Genomic DNA, 22,045 nt, shown 5'->3' on the forward strand with positions numbered 1-22,045 from the left:
CTTCCAACGTCCACTAGAAGTTTTGCGCTTAGCACTACTGGCTGAGGGGGCTATGCGCTGACGTCTAAGCGTTGATAGCCTACACCTTTACAGTAACTTCGTTTTCCAACGCCATATACTGTTGAGGCCGCAGGCATCAGTATCAATAAGCAAGCGAAGGCCGAATTTAGGGTTTCCAATCAGAGTAAACCGAAGAGATACCGTCGCGCAGCTCAATGTTCGGAGTCCAGCCCATCGCTCGCAGTTTCTCACCGCTCATCAATTTTCGAAGTGTGCCGTCAGGCTTGGAGAGATCGGTTTCGATTCGCCCCTCAAAACCTACAACGTCACAAATGAGCCGGGCGAGATCGACGATCGGAATGTCGGTCCCAGACCCAACATTGACGTGCTCGAGGCCTGAATAGCGCTCCATCAGGAAGACGCATGCATCTGCACAATCATCGGCGTGAAGGAATTCACGCCTAGGCGAGCCGCTACCCCAGATCGTTATACTCTCCGCCGAGGCCTCCTTGGCCTCATGCGCCTTGCGCATCAATGCTGGCAGGACATGGCTCGTATTGAGGTCGAAGTTGTCACCAGGCCCGTACAGGTTGGTCGGCATGGCGCTGATGAAGTCGCAGCCATGCTGCTTGCGATAAGCCTGCGCCAGCTTAATGCCAGCAATCTTAGCAATCGCGTACCACTCGTTTGTGGGCTCGAGGGGTCCCGTGAGCAACGCTTCCTCTGGAATCGGCTGCGGCGCCATTTTTGGGTAGATGCAGCTAGATCCTAGGAAGAGCATCTTCCTCACACCGTAGCGATAAGATGCCTCGGTGATATTCGTGGCGATCATCAGGTTGTTATAGAGAAAGTCCGCCGGATAGGTGTCGTTGGCTAGAATGCCACCCACCTTCGCCGCCGCCATAAAGATAGCGTCCGGCTTGGTGGCCGCGACAAACTCGTTCACCTGCGCCGGCACTTCGAGGTCGACCTCCGAACGGGTGGCCGTGACGAGCTCGCAGTCCTCGGAGGCGAGGCGACGCATGATCGCTGACCCCACCATGCCGCGGTGACCAGCAACCCAAACGCGCTTCCCCGCGAGTGGAAAGATGATGTCAGTCGGCATTGCGGCGCTGCTCCTTGGCGACGCCCACCAGATCAGCAGCAACCATCTCGGCGCAGAGTTGCTGCCACTTCGTCTCGTGCGTCCAACCCAACTTTGTCTTGGCTTTGGTAGGATCGCCAATCAGCAGATCGACTTCAGTAGGACGGAAGTAGCGAGGATCAATCTCGACGTAGACGCGACCCGTGTCTGCGCAGATACCCTTTTCGTCGACCCCTTCGCCTTCCCAACGCAGCGTGACCCCCGTCTCCTTGAAAGCTTCGGTGACGAAGTCGCGGATCACCGTCGTCTCACCGGTCGCCAGAACGTAGTCGTCCGGCTCGTCCTGCTGCAGCATCAGCCACATGCCGCGCACATACTCACGGGCATGACCCCAGTCGCGCTTGGCGTCGATGTTGCCGAGGAAGAGCTTCTCCTGGAAGCCAAGCTTGATGGCTGCGGCGGCGCGCGTGATTTTGCGGGTCACGAACGTCTCGCCGCGCAGCGGGCTCTCGTGATTGAAGAGGATGCCGTTGGAGGCGTGGATACCGTAGGCCTCACGGTAGTTCACGACGATCCAGTAACCGTAGAGCTTGGCCGCGGCGTAGGGCGAGCGCGGATAGAAGGGCGTCTTTTCCGATTGCGGAACTTCCTGCACCTTGCCGTACAACTCAGACGTCGAGGCTTGGTAGAAGCGGGTCTTCTTCTCGAGACCAAGGATGCGGATCGCTTCGAGTAGGCGAAGAGTGCCGACGGCATCGGCATTGCCGGTGTACTCAGGCGTCTCGAACGAAACCTGCACGTGGCTTTGCGCTGCCAGATTATAGATCTCGTCCGGCTGCGTCTGCTGCACGATCCGGATCAGGTTCGTTGAATCCGTCAGATCGCCGTAGTGCAGGATGAAGCGCGGATCGGCTTCGTGCGGGTCCTGGTAAATGTGGTCGATACGGCCGGTGTTGAACGACGACGACCGACGCTTCACGCCGTGAACAGTGTAGCCTTTTTCCAGCAGAAGCTCGGCCAGATATGCACCGTCTTGACCAGTAATCCCGGTGATGAGTGCAACCTTACCATTTCCCGAAGTAGCCATACATACCCCCAAATTGCCCGCAACCCGGGCATCAATAATTCAATCAAAAAGCCCGTATTCAGCGGCCGATACTTAGGTAGTCAAAGCCACGCGCACGCATGTCTTCAGGGCGGTAGATATTGCGCAAATCAACCATGACCGGTGCCTTCATCAGTAGTTTGAGCCGATCCAGGTCGAGCGCGCGGAACTGATCCCACTCCGTTATCATGACCAGAACATCCGCACCTTCGGCGACTGCGTACGGGCCGTCCTTGAAATTGACATCCTTCAGCATGTGCTGGGCTTCGTGTCCCTCTGGGTCAAAAGCCTGCACTTTGGCGCCCAGCGCCTGAAGCGCCGGGATAATGTCGAGGCTCGGCGCATCGCGCATGTCGTCGGTGTTGGGCTTGAAGGTTAAACCCAACACACCGATCGTCTTGCCCATGACATCGCCGCCGAGCGCGGCCGCGACCTTGCCGGCCATAGCCTTCTTGCGCGCGTCATTGACCTCGACTGTCGCCTCGATGAGACGCGTGGGCGCTCCGTAGTCCTGGGCGGTCTTGACCAGGGCGATGGTGTCCTTGGGGAAGCACGAGCCGCCGTAGCCAGGCCCCGCGTTCAGGAACTTCTTGCCGATCCGGCCATCGAGGCCGATGCCGCGGGCCACCTGTTGAACGTCGGCGCCTACCTTTTCGCAAAGGTCGGCCATCTCGTTGATGAACGTAATCTTCATGGCCAGGAAGGCGTTGCCGGCGTATTTGATCAGCTCGCTGGTGCGGCGCCCAGTGAACAGTATCGGCGTCTCATTAAGGAACAGCGGTCGGTAGAGCTCCCGCATGATTTCCTGGGCTCTCTCGTCCTCGGTGCCCACGACCACCCGATCAGGACGCTTAAAATCCTCGATGGCAGCGCCTTCGCGCAGGAACTCAGGGTTCGAGACGACGGCGAATTGAGCGTCCGGACGGACCTTCTTGATGATCGCCTCGACCTCGTCGCCGGTGCCGACCGGCACGGTCGACTTGGTGACGATGACGGTGAACCCGTCGATCAGTCCGGCAATCTCTTCAGCGGCAGCATAGACGTAAGAAAGGTCGGCATGGCCGTCGCCACGCCGGGTCGGCGTTCCGACCGCGATGAACACTGCATCGGCCTCTTTGATCGCCCGGGCCCCTTCTAGCGTGAAGGACAGCCGACCTTCCTTGACATTTCGGGCGACCAATTCGTCTAGGCCAGGCTCGAAAATTGGAATCTCGCCCGCCTCCAAACGGCGGATCTTGGAGGGGTCTTTATCGATGCAGGTCACCTCGTGACCGAAGTCGGCGAAACATGCCCCGGACACCAGACCAACATAGCCGGTGCCAATCATCGCCACGCGCATAAGCGAGCCCCCACTCTTAGTGAACGACGCTCTACTGCACCGCAGCGAAGAGCGCCAACCAATATCCCGCTACGCGCGAAAATCTCGCGTATGCGCCTGGATTTTCAGCCGTAGTAGCTTCGGTACCATTCGACGAAGCGGGGCAGCCCGACCTCGATTGGAATGGCAGGCGTGTAGCCTGTGATGTCTTTCAGTTTCGAGACATCGGCGAAGGTTCTCGGTACGTCCCCAGGCTGCATGGGCACATAAACCTTCTGCGCCTCGCGGCCGATCGTCTTCTCAAGGATGGCGATCATGTCCATCAGGCCTTCGGGGCGACCGCCGCCGATATTTAGGATGCGGTTCTCGCCAGCTGACGGGACATGGTCGAGAGCGGCGACGACGCCGGTGACGATGTCGTCGATGTAGGTGAAGTCGCGGGACATATCGCCTTGCCCGAAAACCTCGATCGGCTCGCCGGCCAGGATCTTCTGGGTGAACGAGAAGTAGGCCATGTCCGGCCGCCCCAGCGGACCGTAAACCGTAAAGAAGCGAAGCCCGGTCTGGGCCAGTCCGTAGAGCTTGCCGTAGGCGTGACTCATCAGCTCGCCGCTGCGCTTGGTGGCCGCATAGAGCGACACGGGCTCGACCGCCGCGTCGCTTTCCTTGAAGCCTTCGCCGTCCTGCGGCCGCTCGCCGTAGACCGAGCTCGACGAGGCATAAACCAGGTGCTCGACGCCGTTGTGGCGGCAGGCCTCGAGAACCGACAGGTGGCCCGCTAGGTTGGACCGCTCATAGGCGAACGGGTTATCGAGGCTGTATCGCACGCCTGCTTGGGCGGCGAGGTGCACAATCCGCTTGGCGCCGCTGCCCTTCACGAGCGTCGCAAACGCGGCGGCGTCGGCGATATCCATGCGCTCCATACGAAAGCCAGCCTGGCCCTCAAGCTTGGCGGCTCGCGCCGCCTTGAGAGCTGGATCGTAGTAATCATTGAAGACATCAACGCCCAAGACCGTCTCGCCGCGGTCCAGCAGACGCTGGGCGGTATAAGAGCCGACAAAGCCGGCGGCTCCTGTGACGATCACAGTCAATGCATGTCTCCTAAGCTCAGTGCACCTCCTCATCCCTAGCGTTATGCGCCGGGTGCGCCAATGCGTTAGCTCAAGCGAATCCGCCATCTTGGGTCGGTATGCACCTGGAAGCTGGCTCTATTCAGTCCCCCAATCGCTGCGCTGTTTTCACGCTCAGGGGCGCCGCATGAAAAGCAGGGTCTCCCAAGGTAGCCATTCACAGCGTCCGACCTCCTATACACTTGGGTCTAGCTCTGCGGTGGCGCGGCTTCGGACTACCTCTCCCGCCGTCGCTCGGATGTCCGCTTGAGTTCACCCAGCGTTCTTGCCGTTTCGATCACTCTAGCCTCTTCAGCCAGTCGCTCCCTGCGGGTCAGCGGCGGCGGCATTTGCGCTACAAAGCGCCGTACCTGACCGGCTAGCGTCCGATCTCCTTCACCACCAAGTCGGTCCAACCCGTCCGCGATGACCATGTAACGATCACGGATATTCTGCTGCTGGGAGCGAATGTGATCTTCCCAAGGTCGATCAGCGGCGCTTCGCCCCCTCGCGATCGCCAACGCGTCCTCAATGTCGCCGTCGACGTATCGCGGCTCGGGGCCGCGTCCTAGCGCATAGTCCCTCTCAAGACGGTAAACCCCTCGGCTCAACGGCTTTTCAACAATGCCGCGCGCCCATCGAGGCGCATCGTCGGCATCCACACCCCTAGCACGCAGCGCCTGTGCAAAACCGCCGCGCATGGCGCGAAGATCACGCGGGCCAAAGTCCATGAACCGGCCGTCATCGGCCTGACCTCGGACAGTAAGGTGTACATGCGGATGTGCAGTGTCAGTATGTCTGGCCATCAGCCAGCCTGTTCGGTCATCGAAGGTCGCGCGCGCGAAGTCCTCTGCGGCGGCAAACACCGCCTGCTGCGGTGTACCGGGCGGCATGGACAGGATGAGGCTGAAGGCCAGTCGGCAAGACCGCTCCTGAAAATGGAAACGGTCAGCGATCCAATCTTCTGCTCGACTTTGAATCTCGGGCCTGCCCGCGACCTCCTCCCCCTCGCGCCCGACCAAGGCGAGATCGCCCCGGCGAGAGATGTAGTCGAGGTTTTGGCGCAGCGCGCCGGGAGAGGCGATCACCGAGGTGACCTGAACACTCACATTGGGCAGATGAGCGACCAATCGGGCCAGGTGCGAACGAAAGACTGACGAGCGTAGAAGATCCGGCGTGATACGCATCGGACCGCGAAATTGCCGCCAAAAATCCTGGAAGCCGCTTGGCGACCGCGTGTCACTCATAGGGTACGCGCCAGTACAGCATCGCGCCCGCCATCGCCGACCGAAGGGCGACCAGCTGCGTGCGCGCATCCTGATATGCGCGCATAAGCGAGGCTGCGGCGGGCTCAGCCCCAAGGTCAGTCATGCGCTGAGCGGTCGAACGCATTACGGCGCCGATGCGGTCTAGCTCGTACCGAACGGACGCGTGTATGCGTAGCTCCTCCTTGCTGAACTGTGGGCTTGCATTGACCCGGTGGGAAATCAGCGCGCGTATCCACTCCACGCGCTTGAACCCGGCTTGCGCCGCCAGCCGTTCAGCCGCCAAAGCGTCGCGCTTTGACACCTTGATAGTGAGGATCACCGGCTCCGGCATCGTCGATACGCCCTTGAGAGGCGCTTGGGAGCGCGCCTGGACCATGATCAAAAGTCTGCGGAGCACCTCAGCTTCACTACCCGCGTCCTCGACGAGCTGATCCCACAGGGTTGCAAATGATGGCGGGACCGCAGCGCGGATGAGCCGCTCATTCATCACGCGCCTCCCTCCCATATGCCCTCTGTCGCATCCGCGATTGGGCCGCCGAGGGGACCCCGGTTGGGGACCGCGAAGTAGTAGCGGCTGAAGTCCGCATCGGAGCCCGTGCAGGGATATGGGGCGGAGGCGAGATCCGCCTGCGAAACGCCCGAAGCTTCCAGGCCTTGAGCCAGCGGCCCTGAATGGGCGCAAAGCCTCGCGCGAAGATGATGAGCCTATCTCGCGGCATACGCATTAGCTCGTCGGGGAGCATTAGCGCCCTTCGCTGTTCGCTTTCGCTTTGCGATCGTCGGCCGCTGGCCAATCCCGAGGGGCGGCTTCGGCTAGTGGCTTTTTGCCCGTGCCATCCCATCAGGTTTGAAATCGATTGAGCATCCTCAAAGCTATTGGGTGCAAAATAGACCTGCAGATCGCAGTTGCCGTGGATGGCTTGCGCAGCCTCTTTGTATTGGGCTCGGAGCTGACCCAGGTTCTGGACGACGCACACCAGCCTGACGCCATAGCTGCCGATCCAAGCAAATGATGCCGCGAGGACCGACAGCCTGCCGAGGCTGGGAAACTCGTCGAGAAGCACAAGCAGCGGCTGCGCCTCTTGGGTGACCGGATGTCTTCGGCAGATGTGGTCTAACAGCAGCTCCACAAGAAGACTGAAAATGGGCGCTGCACGGACAAGGTCGCCCGGCGCTACGCACAGATAAAGCGTGGCCGGATCTTCCCGCAGCCTCGATAGGTCAAAGTCACTTTGGCTGGTCGCAGCGTCGACCAGCGGGTTTGACCAGGCCTGAAGTCGGGTGGTGACGGTCAGCCTTATGCTGCCAAACACCGCCTCTGAGTTGCCGCAGAAGTTCAGAAGGGCTGCCTTGCAGGCCTCGCTGAGCGGCGCGCCCTGTTTGGCCATGCCCTCGATCCGCCGCTTGATGGTCTCGGCAAGATCGATATCGGCGAACCATCTGTTGATCTCGCCAAGGGTCAGAGGCCGATCAGATGTTGCAGTCACCAGCAGCGCTACGCCGATGAAGGCGTTGCGACCAGCAAGATTCCAAAAGCCCTCCGTGGCTCCTTCGTGGTCGGGGAACAAAATCGTGGCGACGCGCTGCAACACATCGAAAGTTTGCTGGGGATCCTCACGGTCGATATGGCCAAGAGGGTTCCAGCGAGCGGTGCGCCCGTGTTCAGCAAACGGCTCGAAGAGCCATACTTTTTGGCCGATGGACTGACGCAGGCCTGCTGTCTGCCGCCAGCACTCCCCCTTGATATCCAACACAACGGCGCCGCTCTGATAGCTCAACAAAGTCGGGATTATGATCCCGGAGCTTTTGCCTGACCCCGTAGGCGCGCAGACAAAGACATGCCCGCGACCGCCGGCTCGCAGGAGGCGTCCGCCAGCCGCGCCCAAAATGACTCCGTCGCGCTCACGCAAGCCGGCCCTTCGGATCTCCGTTGACGAGGCAAACCGCGCATCTCCGTGTAGGCTCTTGGGGCGCTTGCGCGCCAAAGCAGCGATCACCGCAGCGTGCGCTAAGACTGCGATGCCGACGCCGCGTCGCATCCATTCCTGCAGCGTCGGGTCGCCCCGGTAATACCAAAGCCATCCCGGCACTCGGCCGATTTGGACCTTAGAGCTGAGCTGGCCAAGACCCGCTAGGGCGACAACGGTTGTGGCGGCGCATAAGCTTATCGCCAGCATGAGGCAGAGAACGGCGATGACCGCCGCCCTACGCGCCGCAGGTAGAGTTTCGAACGGCGCCATGGCGCACCTCCGCGACTTCAAAGCGGCCATCGCGCCGCTCCATCTGCACGACGATGTCGATCAGTCCCTCAAAGAGCGCCCTCACGTCCGCCCGGGGCAGGTCGCGTCCCGCCGGCGTTTCCTTGACCAGCAGGGCAAGTTGATCCAGGGCGAGGTCACAGCTGCCCGCATGGATCGTCGCCAGCGATCCTGGATGACCTGACGCGACATTCCGCATCAGAAAAAATGCACTTTGGCCGTCCCGGATTTCTCCCAGAAGTATGCGATCAGGGCGCATCCGAAGAGCGCTCGCCAGAAGATCTCCGGGCCCCAAACGCGCTCGGCCCGCGCCCTCCCGCGACCAGACCAGTCGCACGACATTGCGCTGTGCGACTTCTAGCTCGCGCGTGTCTTCTATTGTGATCAGGCGCTCATCGCCGGGAATTGCGGCGGCTAAGGCTCGAGCAAGCGTGGTCTTGCCGGATCCAGTGGATCCACTGACCAATACGGTTTTGCGCTCGATCACGGCCCGCGCAAAGAACGTAGGCCAATCTCCCCTGGCGAGAGCGGCATCAGGAGCGCAAGCGAGCGCCTTTCGATGCGCCGCCCTGTCGAATAGCCCGCCTCCAGCCAACTCGCCAAGGTTGGGCGCTCCACCGATTGGTCGGCGGATCGTCAGAGAAAGGGCGCTGGCCGCCGGGGGCAAGACGATCTGACATCTGGCTCCGCCCGGAAGACTGGTTGAACAGATCGGCAGGGCGGCTCCGACGTCCTGTCCCGTGTAGGCTGCTGCGGCCCGTGCGAGCGTCATCAACCAGGCGGGGGTCAGACGAGTGTCTTCAACCCAGCTCCAGCCGTCGGCTCGCTCCACACCAATCTCGCATGGGCGATTGACCACGATCTCTCGCACCGACGGGTCGCCAAGGAGGCTGGCCATTGGCGCCAGGTGATGGTCTAGCACGGCAGTCATCGGCCCTCCCCTCCACGGTCGGAGACGCCGTAGACGCCGGAGAAATCCAAGTCCTTGGCCACGAGGATAGAGACTTGCGAGCCCTGCGGTATGCGCAAGGTCGGCGGGATGTCGACTGACCGGTCGACCGCGATGGCCGCAGCCTCGGAGGGCAGCCTCGCCATCCCCTGCCCATCCTGCCGACCGACCGTTGCGACAGCGGCGTCATCGACGACGGAGAGCAGAATGGCTCCGCCGAACCGGCGCCAGAAGTGACGGTCAATCTCGCCACCGAAGCCGGCGCGCCCCAAGGCGTCGGCCGCGGGCGAGCCGAGATCGATGGCCACTCCGCCGGGCGTCACCGCTCGCGTCCAAAGGACGAAAAGGCGCCCCTCTCCGGCCTTGAGTCCCTGGCGATACTCGCCCAGGACGCGCGCACCCTTCTCGATGAGGACGACGGCCCCGTTCTCCGACCAGACGTCGCGTCCCACGATGCAGGAGACTTGACCGGGCAGCGATGAATCCATCGCCGTCTGCAAGGTGCAGGGAATTGCCGCTCCGGCTGTCAAAAGGAAGTTGCGATCGCCAAGACGTCTTGCCTTGGAGGTCCCGATGGCCGAGGTGCGCTTGAGCCGGGCGAAGGCGTCATCGGGTCCGCCGTCTTCGTTCGCGTCCGCCGCACCCGCCGCCGAAAGCGCCCCCTCGATCGACGCTCGCGTCGCATCATCGCCGGCGCGTGAGGAAGCCGACCATGCCAGGACCGGAGCCGGGCGCCGCGTTGGCGAGCCGTCCGGCGACGCGGCGGGACGGCTCACGGCGCTCGTCGCGACACTGCTCTCCTCCAAGGCCGCCAAAGGATCGTCGGTTAGTGCTGGCGCATCGGCGGGAGGATCGTCCAGGGTCGGCATCGACCTTGCCGCCTCGAAGGCGACGGTCTGCTTGGGCGGCGAGGTCTTCGCGCCGGCCGGCTCGGCGGATCTCTTCCAGGGCGCGAGCACCAAGATGCCGCAGACGACGGCGACGATAGTGACCGCCGCGGCCTTGCCGGCAGCGGGGGGATGATCGGCGCGCCGGAGATCGGCGTCCGACCGCGATCACCGGCCGCAGCGCCTTGCGGCTCGCGTTCGTCGAGGTGGTCGCTCATGGCCGCCCCGCCCCGTCGGTGCGCTGGACTCCGTTGGTCGCCGTCCCCGAGGGGGCGCCGCCGCCTCTGGGATCATATGCCTCATTCCACAGGCACACGACCTGGCGGCCCTGGCGCAGCCTCAGCTGCGCATGCACGCCGTGGACCACCACGAACTCGCCGCGCACATCGAAGGGGGCGAGGGTCTCGGCGCCGTCGGGCGCGACGGCGAACACCGCCGGGATCGCCTGTCCGCCGGGGAAGCGTAGCGCTGTGAACTTTCCGTTGTCGCTGACTTCCGAGGGCTGTAGCGCCTGCGCGCCCTGCACCGACCAGGCCAGATTGCGAGGGCCTTCCACCGCGCCGCGGTCGAGACGAAGTTGGGTAAGTCTCCGACGCAAGGCCGCTTCCTTTGCGTCGATCAGCTGCGCCATCCTCGTCTTGTCGTCGGCCGGATAGGTGAACCTCAGCATCCAGGGACCGACCGCCCGGGAGACCGACAGCTCGAAGGCGTAACTTCGCGTGCGGCCATCGGGACCTCGCGCGGAGACGATGAGATTGGTGGCCTTGGCCGTCAGCGGCTTAAGAAAGAGAAGCCGCCCCTGCGGCGCCGCCTCCCAGGCGTCGCTATCGCCGAGCGCCACCTGCAGGATTTCCTCGCCTTCGGCGAACACGATCTGCACGGCAGTCGACAACCGCCCCTCCACGCGCACCACCGCGTCCGGATCGTAGGTCAAGTTGCGGATGCGTGGATCGGCCGCCTGAGCGACGCACGGCGACAGGAGCGCCGCGATTAGGACCAGACGTCGGATCATCGCGCGGCCTCCTGATCGACGCGATAATCGATCACTTGGAAGCCCAGCGGGTTCTTGAGACGGTCCCGCTCCTTCATGGGGCCATCGGCCCACGCGAAGGTGATGGTAGCGATCCAGTCGCTATCCTCGGTGACGCCGCTGTGCTGGACGGTTCGAGCAAAGCGCACCTGGCCGACGCTCGGCGACAGGAAAGTCACCGCCCTCACCTCCACGGTGGCCTGCGCGTGAGGGCCCAGAACGACTTGAGGTCCTTGCGGATTGTTGGGCCGGAAGATTTCGGCCAGCCGCTGCTGTTCGGCCGGCGCGGACAGTATGACGGCCTGGTCGAAGTTCGCCTTCGCCGCGGCCGGCAGCCAGGTTTCGCGCGAGCGCACATAGGTCGAAAGGAAGTACTTTCCGACCGCTTCATCATAGGTGCGAGGCTCGGCTCCACTGAGGGCGGTCATGACCTCCACCGCACCGCTGGCGCGATCGACGCGGACCACGAACGGCTCGACCGTCTTCAACGGAGCAAGGGCCGCGACGGCCAGGCATGCGGCGGTCGCCAACGCGCCGCAACCCGCGGCGATCGTCCAGGCAAGACGACGAGACCGCAGCGCTGCGGACATACGGTCGTCGTCCCAGCTGGAGGCGTCCTTCAAATACACCGCGACATCGAAGGGAGCGTTCATCGGGGACCTCCGCAGGGTTTCGTGTCGACTGGCAAAGCAGGCGTCGAAGGCGCAGCCGGCGCGCTGTCGGCGAGCACCGAGCCGTAGGGATTGGCGGGGCGTCGCTGTTTGCCGTCGCAGATCGGCAGACCATCTTCGGCGGTGCGGCTGGCGCAGCCTGCGAGGAGCGCGGCGACAACCGCCGCCATCAGATGAGCGCGCATCACTTGCGGCCTCCCTTGCGGCGTTGGCTGATCGGAATGACGGAGCGGCCCGCGGCCAGAAAATCGGACACGCCGACACTGGCGCCGCCGGCGATGCCAGCTGCCAAGGTGGGGGTCTGGAGGAAGAAGATCGAGCCGAGGAGCGAGAGCGCGATGAAAGCTACGCCCGCGGCCATCGCGTCCTGCGACTGGAGCGTCTCCCATTGATCCGCGACCATGCCCAAAACCAGCTGGAAGACAGCGAAGATCAGTCCAAAAAGGACGAGATAGTTCACGGCCTGGGACAACCAGCCGAAGAAGTAGCGCCTTGTGACCTCGAAGAGCGCCAGGGCGATGAAGATCGGCCCGAGCGCAATAACCAGCGCAAGCGCGACCTTGGCCACGAGGACGACACCAAAGCCGATCGACGCCGCCAGCGCGCCGCATATCCACACCGCTCCGGCCATGAGCCAACGGTCCAAAGCAATGGGACTGGCTCCCTCGGTCAGTCGCTCGCCAAGGGCTCCAGTGCGGGAAAGAAAGCTATCGAACGAGGCTGCCGCCGAAGGCGTGTCTTCGCCGCCGAGCGAACGCGCCAAGGCATCCGGGAGCGCGTGAAATAGCGGCTCGGTGACATACGACGCATAGGCCGGCGTCGTAGCCAAGGTGTAGATCAGGCCGAGCTTCAAGCTGCGAATGGAGAAGTCCATCAGCGGCTCTTGGATGGCTCCCCGGAGGATCGCGAACCCGTAGAACAGCACGTAGAGCACAAGGGCCAGACGCAACGGCCCATCGACCTCGGAGATGGCGTTCGCCACCCCTTGGCCGAGGAAGACATCCAACCGTCCGTCGACGTATTCGTAGGCTTGCTGGAAGAGCGAGTATCGATCCTCCATCAGAGCCCTCCTTGCCGTATGCCGCGTTGGAAGAACTCCATGCGAGCCTTGCGCTCGCGATCGACGCGCGACGCTTGTGCGTGTTCGCATTCGCCCCCGCGCTTGTGGCCCAAACGGCAAGCTTCGAGGACGTCATCCGCCACTCTCGGATTGGCGATGAAGAAGCTTTCGCTGCGCGGCGCTGGCTCGCAGGCGGCGGCTAACAGGGCCAAGCCGGCCCAAGAAGCGGACTTCACTTGATACCCCTCCGGAAAAACTCCATCCGGGCGCGTCGCTCCGTTGCGATGCGCTCCAGCTCCTCTTGCCGCTGCATGCGCGCCTCGGCTGCTTGCGCGATCGCCAGAGCCTGCAGCCGCATTTGATCGTTGAGGATGAGCGCCTGCTCGGCGGAGATGCGGGCCTGCAGGTCGGCGACCGCTCGCGCGCTATCGGCCTTGCCGATCGCGGCCTGAAGAGTTTGCAGGCCGGCCAGACGATCGGCCGACGCCTGTGCGGCCGCCTCCCCGACCGCCAGGTCGCGCGCCGCCAGATCGCCTTGCCGCTCCAGGGAGGTCGTCGCCTCTGCCGCGGCCGGCGCGAGTTTGCGGCGGGCCTCGCGGATCTGACGCGCCCGGTCGCCGATGGCTCCAAGCGCCTCGAACTTGCCGCTGGCCGCTTGCTGGAGAGCGTCCAGCTCTGGAAGTGCCCGGCGCAGCTCCGACCTCGAAAGCTCGGGAGCCACCGCGTCGATGGCGGACCGGAGATTTAGACTGTCATGCAGACGCTTGCCCTCGGCCAGCTGCGCCTTGAGCGTGTCCAGCTGGTCGATGGCGGCGCGAAGCTCTTCGATGAGCTTGGCGTAGGCCGTCGGGTCATGGACGATCACCGCAGCCTGCACCGGCTGGCCGATTGTCAAGGCGGCCGCCAACGCCGCTGCCTGAATTGCCCGCCTCATGGTTCGATCCCCAAGCTGTGTCGAAAGGGTGCACGCCAGGCGTCGGGCCGATCCCCAACCTCGTCCCGGATCCTGTCCAGCGCCGCCAAGGCCGATGCGCGGCCGCTCAGGATCGCCACATGTTCGGGCAGGTCGCGCAGATCGAGCTCGGCGATCGCCGAGCTTCCGGCCTGACGGACAAGGAAGCCTCGCCCGCCGACACCGAGCTCGTCGCGCACAAGTTCGAACTCGCGCTCCGTGAGGCCGAAACCCTCGCGGTAATCGCTTTCGGCTGCCTGCGCGTTCGGCAGGAAAACATGCGTGGCGCACTGCTCGAGGATGGTTCGGGCGATCGGTGAGGCCAGCACGTCGGACGGCGATTGGGTCGACAGGATCAGAACCGCGTCCTGCTTGCGCCAGGTCTTGAGCCCGTCCCTGGCGAAAGCGCGGAACGCCTCATCGCCAAGCGTCTTCCAGAACTCGTCGATGGACACGATCAGCCGCCGACCGTCGGCCAGCTTTCCGATGCGATGCAGCAGGTACATCATCACCGGCGCACGCGCTTCGACGTCGTCGAGGATGGTGGTCATATCGAAGCCGATCAGGCGCGGCGCCAGGTCCAAGGCGTCCTCGTCCCCGTCCAGCGCCCAGCCGAGCGCTCCGTTCTCGCACCAGCGCTCGATCCTGGCTCCGAGCCCGTTGATGTCCTGCTGCCCCAAAAGGCCCCGCAGAGCCGAGAAGGTTCGTGCTTCACGCGGCAAGCGCAGCACCGACACCAGCGCCTCGTCCAGGAGCGCGGCGTCGGCTGGAGACGCCTCCCCTTCCTCGCCCAACGCCATGCGCAGAACGAGCGCGCGGAGAAAGCCTGCGTCCGCCTCATCCAGGGCCTTGAGCGGCGCCAGTCCCGTCGACTTTCCAGACCGGAGGGTGTGGTAGGCGCCATCGCTGGCCCGCACGAAGATCTCGGCCCCGCGGTCCTTGTCGATGAGGACCCGGCGCGGAGAGAACCGTTCGGCCTGGGCCAGGATCAGGTTCTGCAGAACCGTCTTGCCGGAGCCCGACGGACCGCAGATGAAGGTGTGACCGAGATCACCTACGTGCAGGTTGAACTCGAAGGCCGTGCGTCCTCGCGAACGCAGGGTGGTGAGCGGCGCTCCCCAGTGCGGCCGGGCGACGTGGCCGGCGGCGTAGGCATGGAGCGGCGCGAGACCGGCGAAATTGCGTGATGAGATTGCGGCCGGCCGTGTGCGGAGTCTGAAGTTTCCCGGAAACTGCGCCCAGAAGGCCGCCTCAAGACCCAGGTCCTCGCGCGCCGCCACAAGGCCGCCGCCGGCCAGCATCGCTCGCGCCGCGGACACATCGCGCCCTAGCCCGTCCGGTGTCCCGGCGAGCACCAGTACGCTGGCCTGATGCTCGCCCATGACCAGGCGGCCGCTGGCCAGATCGTCCATGGCCTGATCGAGCTCCTCGACCTGGGACGCCGCACGGTCGGCGGCGCTGACCATCTGGTTCTGCTTACGCCCCAAGAGCGCCTCACCGGCCGGCCGCGACAGGAAGGCGAAGGACTGGCTGATGATCAGCGAAAAGGGCGCCGCCAGGAGCGCGTTCCAGGCTCCGGGCCAGGTGGTGGCGGGATAGGCCTTGAGGCCCAGCATGGCGCCGAAGCTTTCATCTGCCGCTTGACGGATCTCGATGGTCTCGGCGCCGAAGATGATCCGCGCCTGGCTTAGGGCCTCCCCTAGGTGGCCGCGCACCAGTGGCGCGGGTCGCTCCCGACCCTCCAACACCGTCGCGAACACGGCCATCACCTCGCTCGCCCATCCCCCGCCATGCGCGATCAGCCCGAGCCGTCGAGGCCCCCATGGCGCCAGCAAGCGATCGAGGTCGCGCATTACGCTCTCGAGCCGATCAAGGCGGACCCGTGCCTGGTCGCCTGCCGGTGCCTGGCGGCGAAAGATTGATGCCAGGGCCGGAGCCCTAAGGACGACGGTCAGGAACATTCGGTTGGCGAAGAGGCCGTCGCGCTCGAGCCTGGCGCGTCGATCGGCGTCCAGCTGCGAGGCATAGGAAGATGCGAACCGCCCTTCGATCGGGGGAGCCCCGGGAAGTCGGATCAGGTGGTGCCAGAGCGCCAGATCTTCGGCGGCAAGGTTTCGCCAGGCCGCAGCCAGCGTTTCATGGAGTTGGTTTAGACGCGCGGCGTCCACGGTTTCGAAGGGAGTTCCCTCGATTTCGACCACCGCAACCAGCGCGCCGCCATCCAGGGCGATAATGCGATCACTCACGTGTCGCGCGTAGGGCAAACGGGACCTGGCGGTCGTCTCCCGTCGCGTGGCCCGTCTCACATGCCCGGAGCCATCAGCCATGACGGGCCACCCGATATGCGAGGGGGCTGTAGGACGATCCGCCCCACCGGCCGGCGCAGCGACTGCGCCCGCGTGTCTCCACGGCCAGCCAGAGCAGGCGGAGGACATGGTGATCGTTGGCGCAGATCGCTCTCAGCACGAAGTGCAGTGCAGGCGCGATCAGTAAGTAGAACAGGTCGCCGCTTGCCAGGAAGACGATGGACGAGGCGATCAGGTTGATCCCCATGGCCTCCATCGGAACGCCGAGCACCAGGGCCGGGCGCGTGCAGGCAAGAAACAACGTGTCGCGCGCCGGGACGCGTGCGGGCGACGACATCGGCTTCAGGCCCCGCCGACGATCATGTCGACGATCGTACCGGCCCCGAAGATGACGATGATGCCGACCACCACCGTGCCGGCCCGGCGAAGATCGATCTGTCCGAACATCCAGGCGACGCCGGTGAGGATCACCGCCAAGACCGCCAGGCCGCGAATGATGTCGGAATTGAGCAGGTCGATGATGTTTTGGATGAAGCCGCCCAGGTCACCGCCGGCAGTCTGGGCCCGCGCTGTGCTCGCTGCGGCCGTTGCAACTACGAGAACGAAGAACCCAATGCCAGGAGGCGCGTCCGGTCCCGGAGCGGTTGACCGAAAGGGCCACGAGGCTCGACTTTTCACTCGAAATCTACGCGGGAGAAACTTTAGCATCACCGCTCACCTCTCTGACTGCTTCAGCAGTCTGAGTTGACCGGTGTAGTTTAGTCCCTCGAAATCACTACATATCCGCCATTTCGATTACGGATAGGCAATATTTTATTGTGAAGCTTCGCTCGGAGTCAGGCTTTCGACGTCAGCTGACAGTCCGCCTGCCACATTCTGGCAACCTTACTGCCACTTCCACTCAGAAAAATAACTCTGGGACTTTCACTCCGAGCGCGTTGGCAATCAGGATCAGCTTGGCGAGAGAAGCATTTCGCTTACCGGCTTCAATCCCCCGGTAGTAACTGAGGTCGGTTGACGCTTCGGCAGCGACTTCCTCTTGCGTGAGGTGCTGGCGTTCGCGGATTTCTCTAATTCTTCCGCCAACATGCTGGTGCCAATCCATGGCCAGCAAGGGGCATCGACATGACTATAGTCTCCAGAGACTATAGTCCCTATCGCACTACAAGCAGGTCGGGCAGCTCAACACCGAGCGCGTCAGATATGCCCATCAGCAGTCGGACGGTGGGGTTTCTCTTCCCAAGTTCGACGGCTCGGAAATAGCTCAAATCGATCCCTGCAGCGGTGGCGACGTCTTCCTGCGTCATGCCCCGACGATACCGAATAGCGCGAACGTTTCGCCCGATGACCCCCACCCAATCCATCGAGAGATGGGGGCTTTATGGTGACTATAATCACCAGAGACTATAGTCTCTATTCATCTTCACGGTACGGGTGCCGCAATGGGTGGTGACACATCAGTAGTCCGTTTTGCGGAGGGGCGAGCGCAGGCCGACCTTCTTCGACATCGAGATTGGCTGAAGCGTTTTGTCTCGGCGCGCTTCCCAAATTCCAATGGGGATGACGTTGTCCAGGAAGTCTTCGTTCGCCTGACAGCGCGTCAAACACTTGATTTGGTTCGTCGGCCGAAGGCGTACTTGGCAAGGGTGGCAATTGGTATCGTCCAAGATCAGTGGCGACGCAAAAGCGTGCGTGATGCCGCGCAGCCTGAGCTGGCCTACACAGCTCCGTCGCATCTCAACGCCGATCAGGAGGAACTGGTCTTCTTGAAGCAGTTGGTAGGCTCCCTTCCTCCTGACTGCCGCGAAATCTTCATCCTCCAAAGGTTGTATGGTTTGACGTACGTGCAGATCGCGCGACAGACTGGCCTGTCTCTGAAGGCCGTGGAGGGTCGAATGACAAAAGCGCTCGCCCTGTGTGCTCGCAAGATGGCGGACTAGCTGCCCTCGTATGATCGAAGACGTCGATAAGCACCGCGCCTCGGACGAGGCTGCGGCCTGGTTCTCCAGGCTGAACGGCCCACGTGTCACCGAGGAGGACCTAGCCGACTTCACTGCTTGGCGCGAGGTCGCCGCGAACGCTCGGGCGTTCGAGAAGGTGGACAGCTTCTGGCGCCGCGCCGAAGCTTTGAAGTCCGATCCGGAGTTCGCCGCCCAGACCCTCGCCGAACTGCGCGCAGCTCGGCCGCGCTCGCGCGCCCCGGCGCTGGCGATAGCAGCCTCCGTCACCCTGGCCGTCCTCGCTGGCGGCTATTATTGGTTTGTCGGAGCAGGCCGGATTTCGACCGACGTTGGGGAGCTTCGCGTGGTGGCGCTCGACGATGGCTCGCGCGTCCATTTGGACACCCACAGCGCCATCCGCGTGGACCTCTCCTCGGCCGAGCGCCGCGTCGTCCTGCTGCGCGGCCAGGCTATGTTCGATGTGGCCAAGGATGCGTCGCGTCCGTTCATCGTGAAGTCCGGCGACTTGTCGGTGCGAGCGCTGGGAACGCGGTTCGACGTGTCCCGGCGAGCGCAGGGCGTAAAGGTCATTCTTGCGGAAGGTGCCGTCGAGGTGAGGTCAGGCGAGCAGACCTGGCGCTTAAGTCCCGGCCAGCAAATCGACACCGGGCCTGGACGCTCGGTCCAGAGGACCAGCGTGGACGTAGGCGCGGAGACAAGTTGGTCCGAGGGCGTGTTGACCTTTCGGGACCGACCTCTGACCGAGGCGGTCGCGGAGATGAACCGATACTCGAAGCGCAAAATCCGTCTTGCGGACGGCGCCGGCGACGTCGGCAATGTCAGCGGCGTCTTTGAGCTAGGGCGCAGCGACGCCTTCGTCGCCGCGGTGACGACAAGTTTTGCTTTGGAGGCCGAACAAAAGCCGGATGGCACGATCGAGTTGAGTGCTCGTGACCATTCCGCCGCCTCAATGTGAAGTATTTTCGAGAACGCCTGAGGGTAAAGCGCCTCCTGGCGCGGCTCTAGGACTGACCGGGCATGCGACGCCGAAGAAGGTTCGGCGCGCGGCGGTCGGGAGGTTCTAGGAATGTCAAATCATCGAAGCGCAGGTCAGCTGCGCCGAACCGCGATGGCGGGCGTCGCAGCCCTGGCTCTACTTTCGGCCCCGACGATCGGCCGCGCCGCGGCCGCGCCGGTTTTCATCGAGGCTGGCGGATTGGAGACAGCGCTGCTCGAGCTGGCGCGACAGACGCGCAGTCAGATTTTCTTCTCGACCGATCTGGTGCGAGGCAAGAGAGCGCCGCAACTGAATGGCCGGCTAACTGCTGACGAAGGGCTTGAGCGTCTGCTCGCCGGGTCAGGCCTTGGTTACGAGCGCAAGGCCGACGGCGTGCGGGTTGTCGTAGCCAGGAGCTCCGCAGGAAGACGTATCGCGGGACTGGAGGATATCCCGCCCACGGGATTGGAGACGGTGGCGACGGAAGCCCCGCACCAGGTCACCGAGATCGTCGTGACGGGGAGCCTGATCCGCGGGGTGGAGGACGGCGCGTCGCCGGTGGTCATGGTGGAGCGCGAAGCGATGGACCGAGCCGGTCACGCGACCGTCGCTGAAGCCCTTCGCAACCTGCCGCAGAACTTCGCCGGCGTGGCCAGTGAGGAGAGCTTTGTCCTGGGTACGGACCGATCGGGCAAGAACGCCTCGCACGCCAGCGGCGTCAATCTGCGCGGCCTTGGCCCGGACGCCACGCTTGTGCTGCTTAACGGACGCCGCCTGGCGGGCGTCGGCGGCAGCGGCGACTTCGCCGACCTCTCCACCATCCCCGCCGCCGCGGTTGAGCGCGTCGAAGTGCTGCTGGACGGGGCGTCGGCGCTCTATGGGTCAGACGCGGTCGGCGGCGTCGTAAATATCATCCTGCGCCAGGCCTTCGACGGCGCGGAGACACGCCTGCGGGTCGGTCAGGCTGTGGGCGGAGGCGCCACGGAGCTCTTGGCTGCACAAACGGTCGGCCGCACCTGGGGATCGGGTTCGGCGCTGCTGTCCTACGAGTACTACGATCGCGGTCGGCTCGGGGTCGAAGAGCGTGAGGCCACGAGGTCGGCCGATCTGCGCCGGCTGGGAGGTTCGGACTGGCGTCGTCCCTACGCTTTGCCCGGCAACATCCTTGGCCTGGACGCCGGAGGCTATCGCCCGCTCTACGCCATCCCCACCCTGCCCGCCGGCCGGACCCTGCGGCCCGGCGATTTTCAGGCAGGGCAGACCAACCTGGATGACTATCGACTCGGTTCAGATCTTCTGCCGAGCATGCGTCGTCATGCGGCCTACGGGGTGCTGCGCCAGAAACTGAGCCGCGATATCGAGCTGATGATGGACGCCCGCGTGGGCGATCGTCGATACGACCGTCTCACCGAGGCTCCATTCGCCATCGCGTCGGTCGGTAGCGCCAACCCCTACTTCGTCTCGCCCAACGGTTCGGCCTCCCACACCGTCGGTTACAGTTTTCGCCGCGAACTTGGCCCCTCGAAGGCTTCTGGTGAGATCAAGAGCCTAGGCCTGACCGTAGGCGCCAACATCGACCTTCCGTTCAACTGGCGGCTGGAAACCTACGGCGCCTTGGCGCGTGAAAAAGCCGACACGCATCTGCGCGGCGCCATCAACAGCACCTTCCTCGCCGAGGCCCTGGGCAGCACGCCGGACAACCCCGCAACCGCTTTCAGCCCGATGCGGGACGGCTACTTCAACCTTTTCGGCTCGGGCGCATCGAACGCCCCGGGCGTGCTGGCCTTCGTGGGCTCCGGCTACAGCGACAATACCTACAAAAGCGAAGTCTCATCGGTGAACATCAAGGCCGATGGACCAGTATTGGAGCTGCCTGGCGGGACCATGCGTCTCGCCGTCGGCGCTCAGCGCCGGTGGGAGTCGCTGAAAACCGTCGGCGTCACTGCTCTGATCAGCCTGCCTCGGCCAACCTCGGGGGTTGAGCTTGATCGACGCACCGACGCGGTCTTCGCCGAAATCAACGCGCCGCTTTTTGGCGCGTCGAACGCGCGGCCATTGCTACGCCGGCTGGAGCTCTCGGCGGCTGTACGCCGGGAGAATTACAGCGACGCGGGTCTCGCCACGAGCCCGAAGATCGGCGTGGTGTGGTCACCCGCCGAGACCCTGACCGTGCGCACCGGCTACGGGGAATCCTTCCGGGCCCCTGGCCTTCGCGAGGCCGGGGACCGGGCGGCGATTGGTCAGGTGTTGAGGAACCGCAATGGCGTGCAGGTCCTGGCCCTGCAGTTCACGGGCGGCAACCCCGACCTCGCGGCGCAAACAGCCAGCTCAACAACGGTCGGGGTAGAGTATCGTCCCGCTTGGGCGCCGCGTCTGCAGCTGACGGCTGACGCCTTCTCCATCGCGTTCAAGGGCCGTATCGGCGCGCCGGTCTCAGAGACCCCGGCTTCCGCCCTGACCGACCCGAGCCTGGCGCCGTTCGTAGAGCTGATCAGTCCAGCGACGAACGCCGCCCATCTGGCGCGCGTTAATGCGCTGCTGGCCAGCCCCAACTTCAATCTCCAGGCTGTCTTTCCGCCCGAGGCGTATGGGGCGATCATTGATGCACGCAACGTAAACGCGGCGCGCATCGAGGTTGAAGGCGTCGACCTGGCGGCGCGCTACGCCTTCAGCCGTGGCCAACACGATTTCTCCGTAAGCGGAGAGGCCAGTCACATCCGGTCTTACCGCCGGCAAATCACGTCCGCCGCGCCGTTCGTCCAACTCTCCGACACGCTCGGCTATCCAGTTGATTGGCGGGGCAAACTGAACCTCAACTGGACTCTCGGCGAACTGGGGGCCGGTCTGACTGCCAACTATGTGGGCAGCTATGCCAGCGAGACTGGAGCGCGCATCGGGGCCTGGACGACGGTTGACGCCCAGGTTCGATTTCAGCCCCGGCGAGGGCTGCTGCGCTCAACGAGCCTGGCGCTGACCGCACGCAATCTGCTGAACGAGCAGCCGCCATTCTACAATTCCCCCTTTGGCGTCGCCTACGACCCCGGACAGTCGGATGTCATGGGTCGCCAGCTGTCCATCCTGCTGACTAGGACCTGGTAGCCCCACTCCCCG

Annotated in this window: 22 protein-coding genes; 4 read left to right on the forward strand and 18 right to left on the reverse strand. The window is 63.8% G+C overall.

The window, feature by feature from the left end; genetic code table 11:
- Nucleotides 1–166: 166 nt before the first annotated feature.
- From ABOZ73_RS07940 to ABOZ73_RS07995, 12 genes are all read right to left on the reverse strand, one after another.
- Nucleotides 167–1,105, reverse strand: a complete 939-nt coding sequence (locus ABOZ73_RS07940; protein WP_369062151.1) for a GDP-L-fucose synthase family protein — start codon at nucleotides 1,103–1,105, stop codon at nucleotides 167–169.
- Nucleotides 1,095–2,171, reverse strand: a complete 1,077-nt coding sequence (gene gmd, locus ABOZ73_RS07945; protein ID WP_369062153.1) for a GDP-mannose 4,6-dehydratase — start codon at nucleotides 2,169–2,171, stop codon at nucleotides 1,095–1,097. The genes ABOZ73_RS07940 and gmd overlap by 11 nt, the downstream gene beginning before the upstream one ends.
- Before the next feature lie 58 nt (nucleotides 2,172–2,229).
- Entirely contained in the window at nucleotides 2,230–3,528 is a 1,299-nt protein-coding gene (locus ABOZ73_RS07950) for a UDP-glucose/GDP-mannose dehydrogenase family protein (RefSeq protein WP_369062154.1), read from the reverse strand.
- A gap of 104 nt (nucleotides 3,529–3,632) precedes the next feature.
- The gene (locus ABOZ73_RS07955) at nucleotides 3,633–4,631 is read right to left on the reverse strand and encodes an NAD-dependent epimerase/dehydratase family protein (RefSeq protein ID WP_369062501.1); all 999 of its coding nucleotides are present in this window, start codon (nucleotides 4,629–4,631) and stop codon (nucleotides 3,633–3,635) included.
- 221 nt (nucleotides 4,632–4,852) lie between these two features.
- Nucleotides 4,853–5,863 carry a relaxase/mobilization nuclease domain-containing protein gene (locus tag ABOZ73_RS07960; RefSeq protein ID WP_369062156.1) on the reverse strand — a complete coding sequence of 337 codons (1,011 nt, stop codon included), beginning with the start codon at nucleotides 5,861–5,863 and terminating at the stop codon, nucleotides 4,853–4,855.
- Nucleotides 5,856–6,371 (reverse strand): hypothetical protein, encoded by a 516-nt coding sequence (locus tag ABOZ73_RS07965; RefSeq protein WP_369062158.1) that lies wholly within the window; start codon nucleotides 6,369–6,371, stop codon nucleotides 5,856–5,858. Before ABOZ73_RS07965 ends, ABOZ73_RS07960 begins: the two co-directional genes overlap by 8 nt.
- Nucleotides 6,364–8,124, reverse strand: a complete 1,761-nt coding sequence (locus ABOZ73_RS07970) for a type IV secretory system conjugative DNA transfer family protein (protein ID WP_369062160.1) — start codon at nucleotides 8,122–8,124, stop codon at nucleotides 6,364–6,366. Before ABOZ73_RS07970 ends, ABOZ73_RS07965 begins: the two co-directional genes overlap by 8 nt.
- Entirely contained in the window at nucleotides 8,090–9,073 is a 984-nt protein-coding gene (virB11, locus tag ABOZ73_RS07975; protein ID WP_369062162.1) for a P-type DNA transfer ATPase VirB11, read from the reverse strand. Before virB11 ends, ABOZ73_RS07970 begins: the two co-directional genes overlap by 35 nt.
- On the reverse strand, nucleotides 9,070–10,050 hold the full coding sequence (gene virB10, locus ABOZ73_RS07980) for a type IV secretion system protein VirB10 (protein WP_369062502.1): 981 nt from the start codon (nucleotides 10,048–10,050) through the stop codon (nucleotides 9,070–9,072). Before virB10 ends, virB11 begins: the two co-directional genes overlap by 4 nt.
- A gap of 142 nt (nucleotides 10,051–10,192) precedes the next feature.
- Nucleotides 10,193–10,990, reverse strand: a complete 798-nt coding sequence (locus ABOZ73_RS07985) for a TrbG/VirB9 family P-type conjugative transfer protein (RefSeq protein ID WP_369062164.1) — start codon at nucleotides 10,988–10,990, stop codon at nucleotides 10,193–10,195.
- Complete coding sequence (locus ABOZ73_RS07990) at nucleotides 10,987–11,661, reverse strand: virB8 family protein (protein ID WP_369062165.1); 675 nt, start codon at nucleotides 11,659–11,661, stop codon at nucleotides 10,987–10,989. The genes ABOZ73_RS07985 and ABOZ73_RS07990 overlap by 4 nt, the downstream gene beginning before the upstream one ends.
- A gap of 202 nt (nucleotides 11,662–11,863) precedes the next feature.
- Nucleotides 11,864–12,739, reverse strand: a complete 876-nt coding sequence (locus tag ABOZ73_RS07995) for a type IV secretion system protein (RefSeq protein WP_369062167.1) — start codon at nucleotides 12,737–12,739, stop codon at nucleotides 11,864–11,866.
- An 11-nt stretch (nucleotides 12,740–12,750) separates the two neighbouring features.
- On the opposite strand from ABOZ73_RS07995, the gene ABOZ73_RS08000 reads away from it, so the two are divergent.
- Nucleotides 12,751–12,942 carry a hypothetical protein gene (locus ABOZ73_RS08000; RefSeq protein WP_369062169.1) on the forward strand — a complete coding sequence of 64 codons (192 nt, stop codon included), beginning with the start codon at nucleotides 12,751–12,753 and terminating at the stop codon, nucleotides 12,940–12,942.
- Between the two features lie 29 nt (nucleotides 12,943–12,971).
- Here ABOZ73_RS08000 and ABOZ73_RS08005 read toward each other — a convergent pair whose 3' ends face one another.
- From ABOZ73_RS08005 to ABOZ73_RS08030, 6 genes are all read right to left on the reverse strand, one after another.
- A complete protein-coding gene (locus ABOZ73_RS08005) occupies nucleotides 12,972–13,646 on the reverse strand; it encodes a type IV secretion system protein (RefSeq protein WP_369062171.1) in 675 nt (224 codons plus the stop codon).
- Nucleotides 13,647–13,669: 23 nt separating this feature from the next.
- Nucleotides 13,670–15,937 carry a VirB4 family type IV secretion/conjugal transfer ATPase gene (locus tag ABOZ73_RS08010; RefSeq protein ID WP_369062173.1) on the reverse strand — a complete coding sequence of 756 codons (2,268 nt, stop codon included), beginning with the start codon at nucleotides 15,935–15,937 and terminating at the stop codon, nucleotides 13,670–13,672.
- A 73-nt stretch (nucleotides 15,938–16,010) separates the two neighbouring features.
- Complete coding sequence (locus tag ABOZ73_RS08015) at nucleotides 16,011–16,334, reverse strand: type IV secretion system protein VirB3 (protein WP_369062175.1); 324 nt, start codon at nucleotides 16,332–16,334, stop codon at nucleotides 16,011–16,013.
- A gap of 5 nt (nucleotides 16,335–16,339) precedes the next feature.
- Nucleotides 16,340–16,705 carry a TrbC/VirB2 family protein gene (locus ABOZ73_RS08020; RefSeq protein ID WP_369062503.1) on the reverse strand — a complete coding sequence of 122 codons (366 nt, stop codon included), beginning with the start codon at nucleotides 16,703–16,705 and terminating at the stop codon, nucleotides 16,340–16,342.
- A 193-nt stretch (nucleotides 16,706–16,898) separates the two neighbouring features.
- Complete coding sequence (locus tag ABOZ73_RS08025) at nucleotides 16,899–17,102, reverse strand: helix-turn-helix domain-containing protein (protein ID WP_369062504.1); 204 nt, start codon at nucleotides 17,100–17,102, stop codon at nucleotides 16,899–16,901.
- A gap of 49 nt (nucleotides 17,103–17,151) precedes the next feature.
- Nucleotides 17,152–17,361 (reverse strand): helix-turn-helix domain-containing protein, encoded by a 210-nt coding sequence (locus ABOZ73_RS08030; protein WP_369062177.1) that lies wholly within the window; start codon nucleotides 17,359–17,361, stop codon nucleotides 17,152–17,154.
- Between the two features lie 78 nt (nucleotides 17,362–17,439).
- Between ABOZ73_RS08030 and ABOZ73_RS08035 the strand changes: the two genes are divergently transcribed.
- The 3 genes from ABOZ73_RS08035 (at nucleotide 17,440) to ABOZ73_RS08045 (ending at nucleotide 22,033) form a co-directional block, all read left to right on the forward strand.
- Complete coding sequence (locus ABOZ73_RS08035) at nucleotides 17,440–17,937, forward strand: RNA polymerase sigma factor (protein WP_369062179.1); 498 nt, start codon at nucleotides 17,440–17,442, stop codon at nucleotides 17,935–17,937.
- Nucleotides 17,938–17,947: 10 nt separating this feature from the next.
- Nucleotides 17,948–18,913, forward strand: a complete 966-nt coding sequence (locus ABOZ73_RS08040; protein ID WP_369062181.1) for a FecR domain-containing protein — start codon at nucleotides 17,948–17,950, stop codon at nucleotides 18,911–18,913.
- A 153-nt stretch (nucleotides 18,914–19,066) separates the two neighbouring features.
- Nucleotides 19,067–22,033: a TonB-dependent receptor gene (locus ABOZ73_RS08045; RefSeq protein WP_369062183.1), complete on the forward strand. Its 2,967-nt coding sequence runs from the start codon at nucleotides 19,067–19,069 to the stop codon at nucleotides 22,031–22,033.
- The last annotated feature ends 12 nt before the right edge of the window (nucleotides 22,034–22,045 follow it).

The organism is Caulobacter sp. 73W (assembly GCF_041021955.1).
Lineage (GTDB): Bacteria > Pseudomonadota > Alphaproteobacteria > Caulobacterales > Caulobacteraceae > Caulobacter.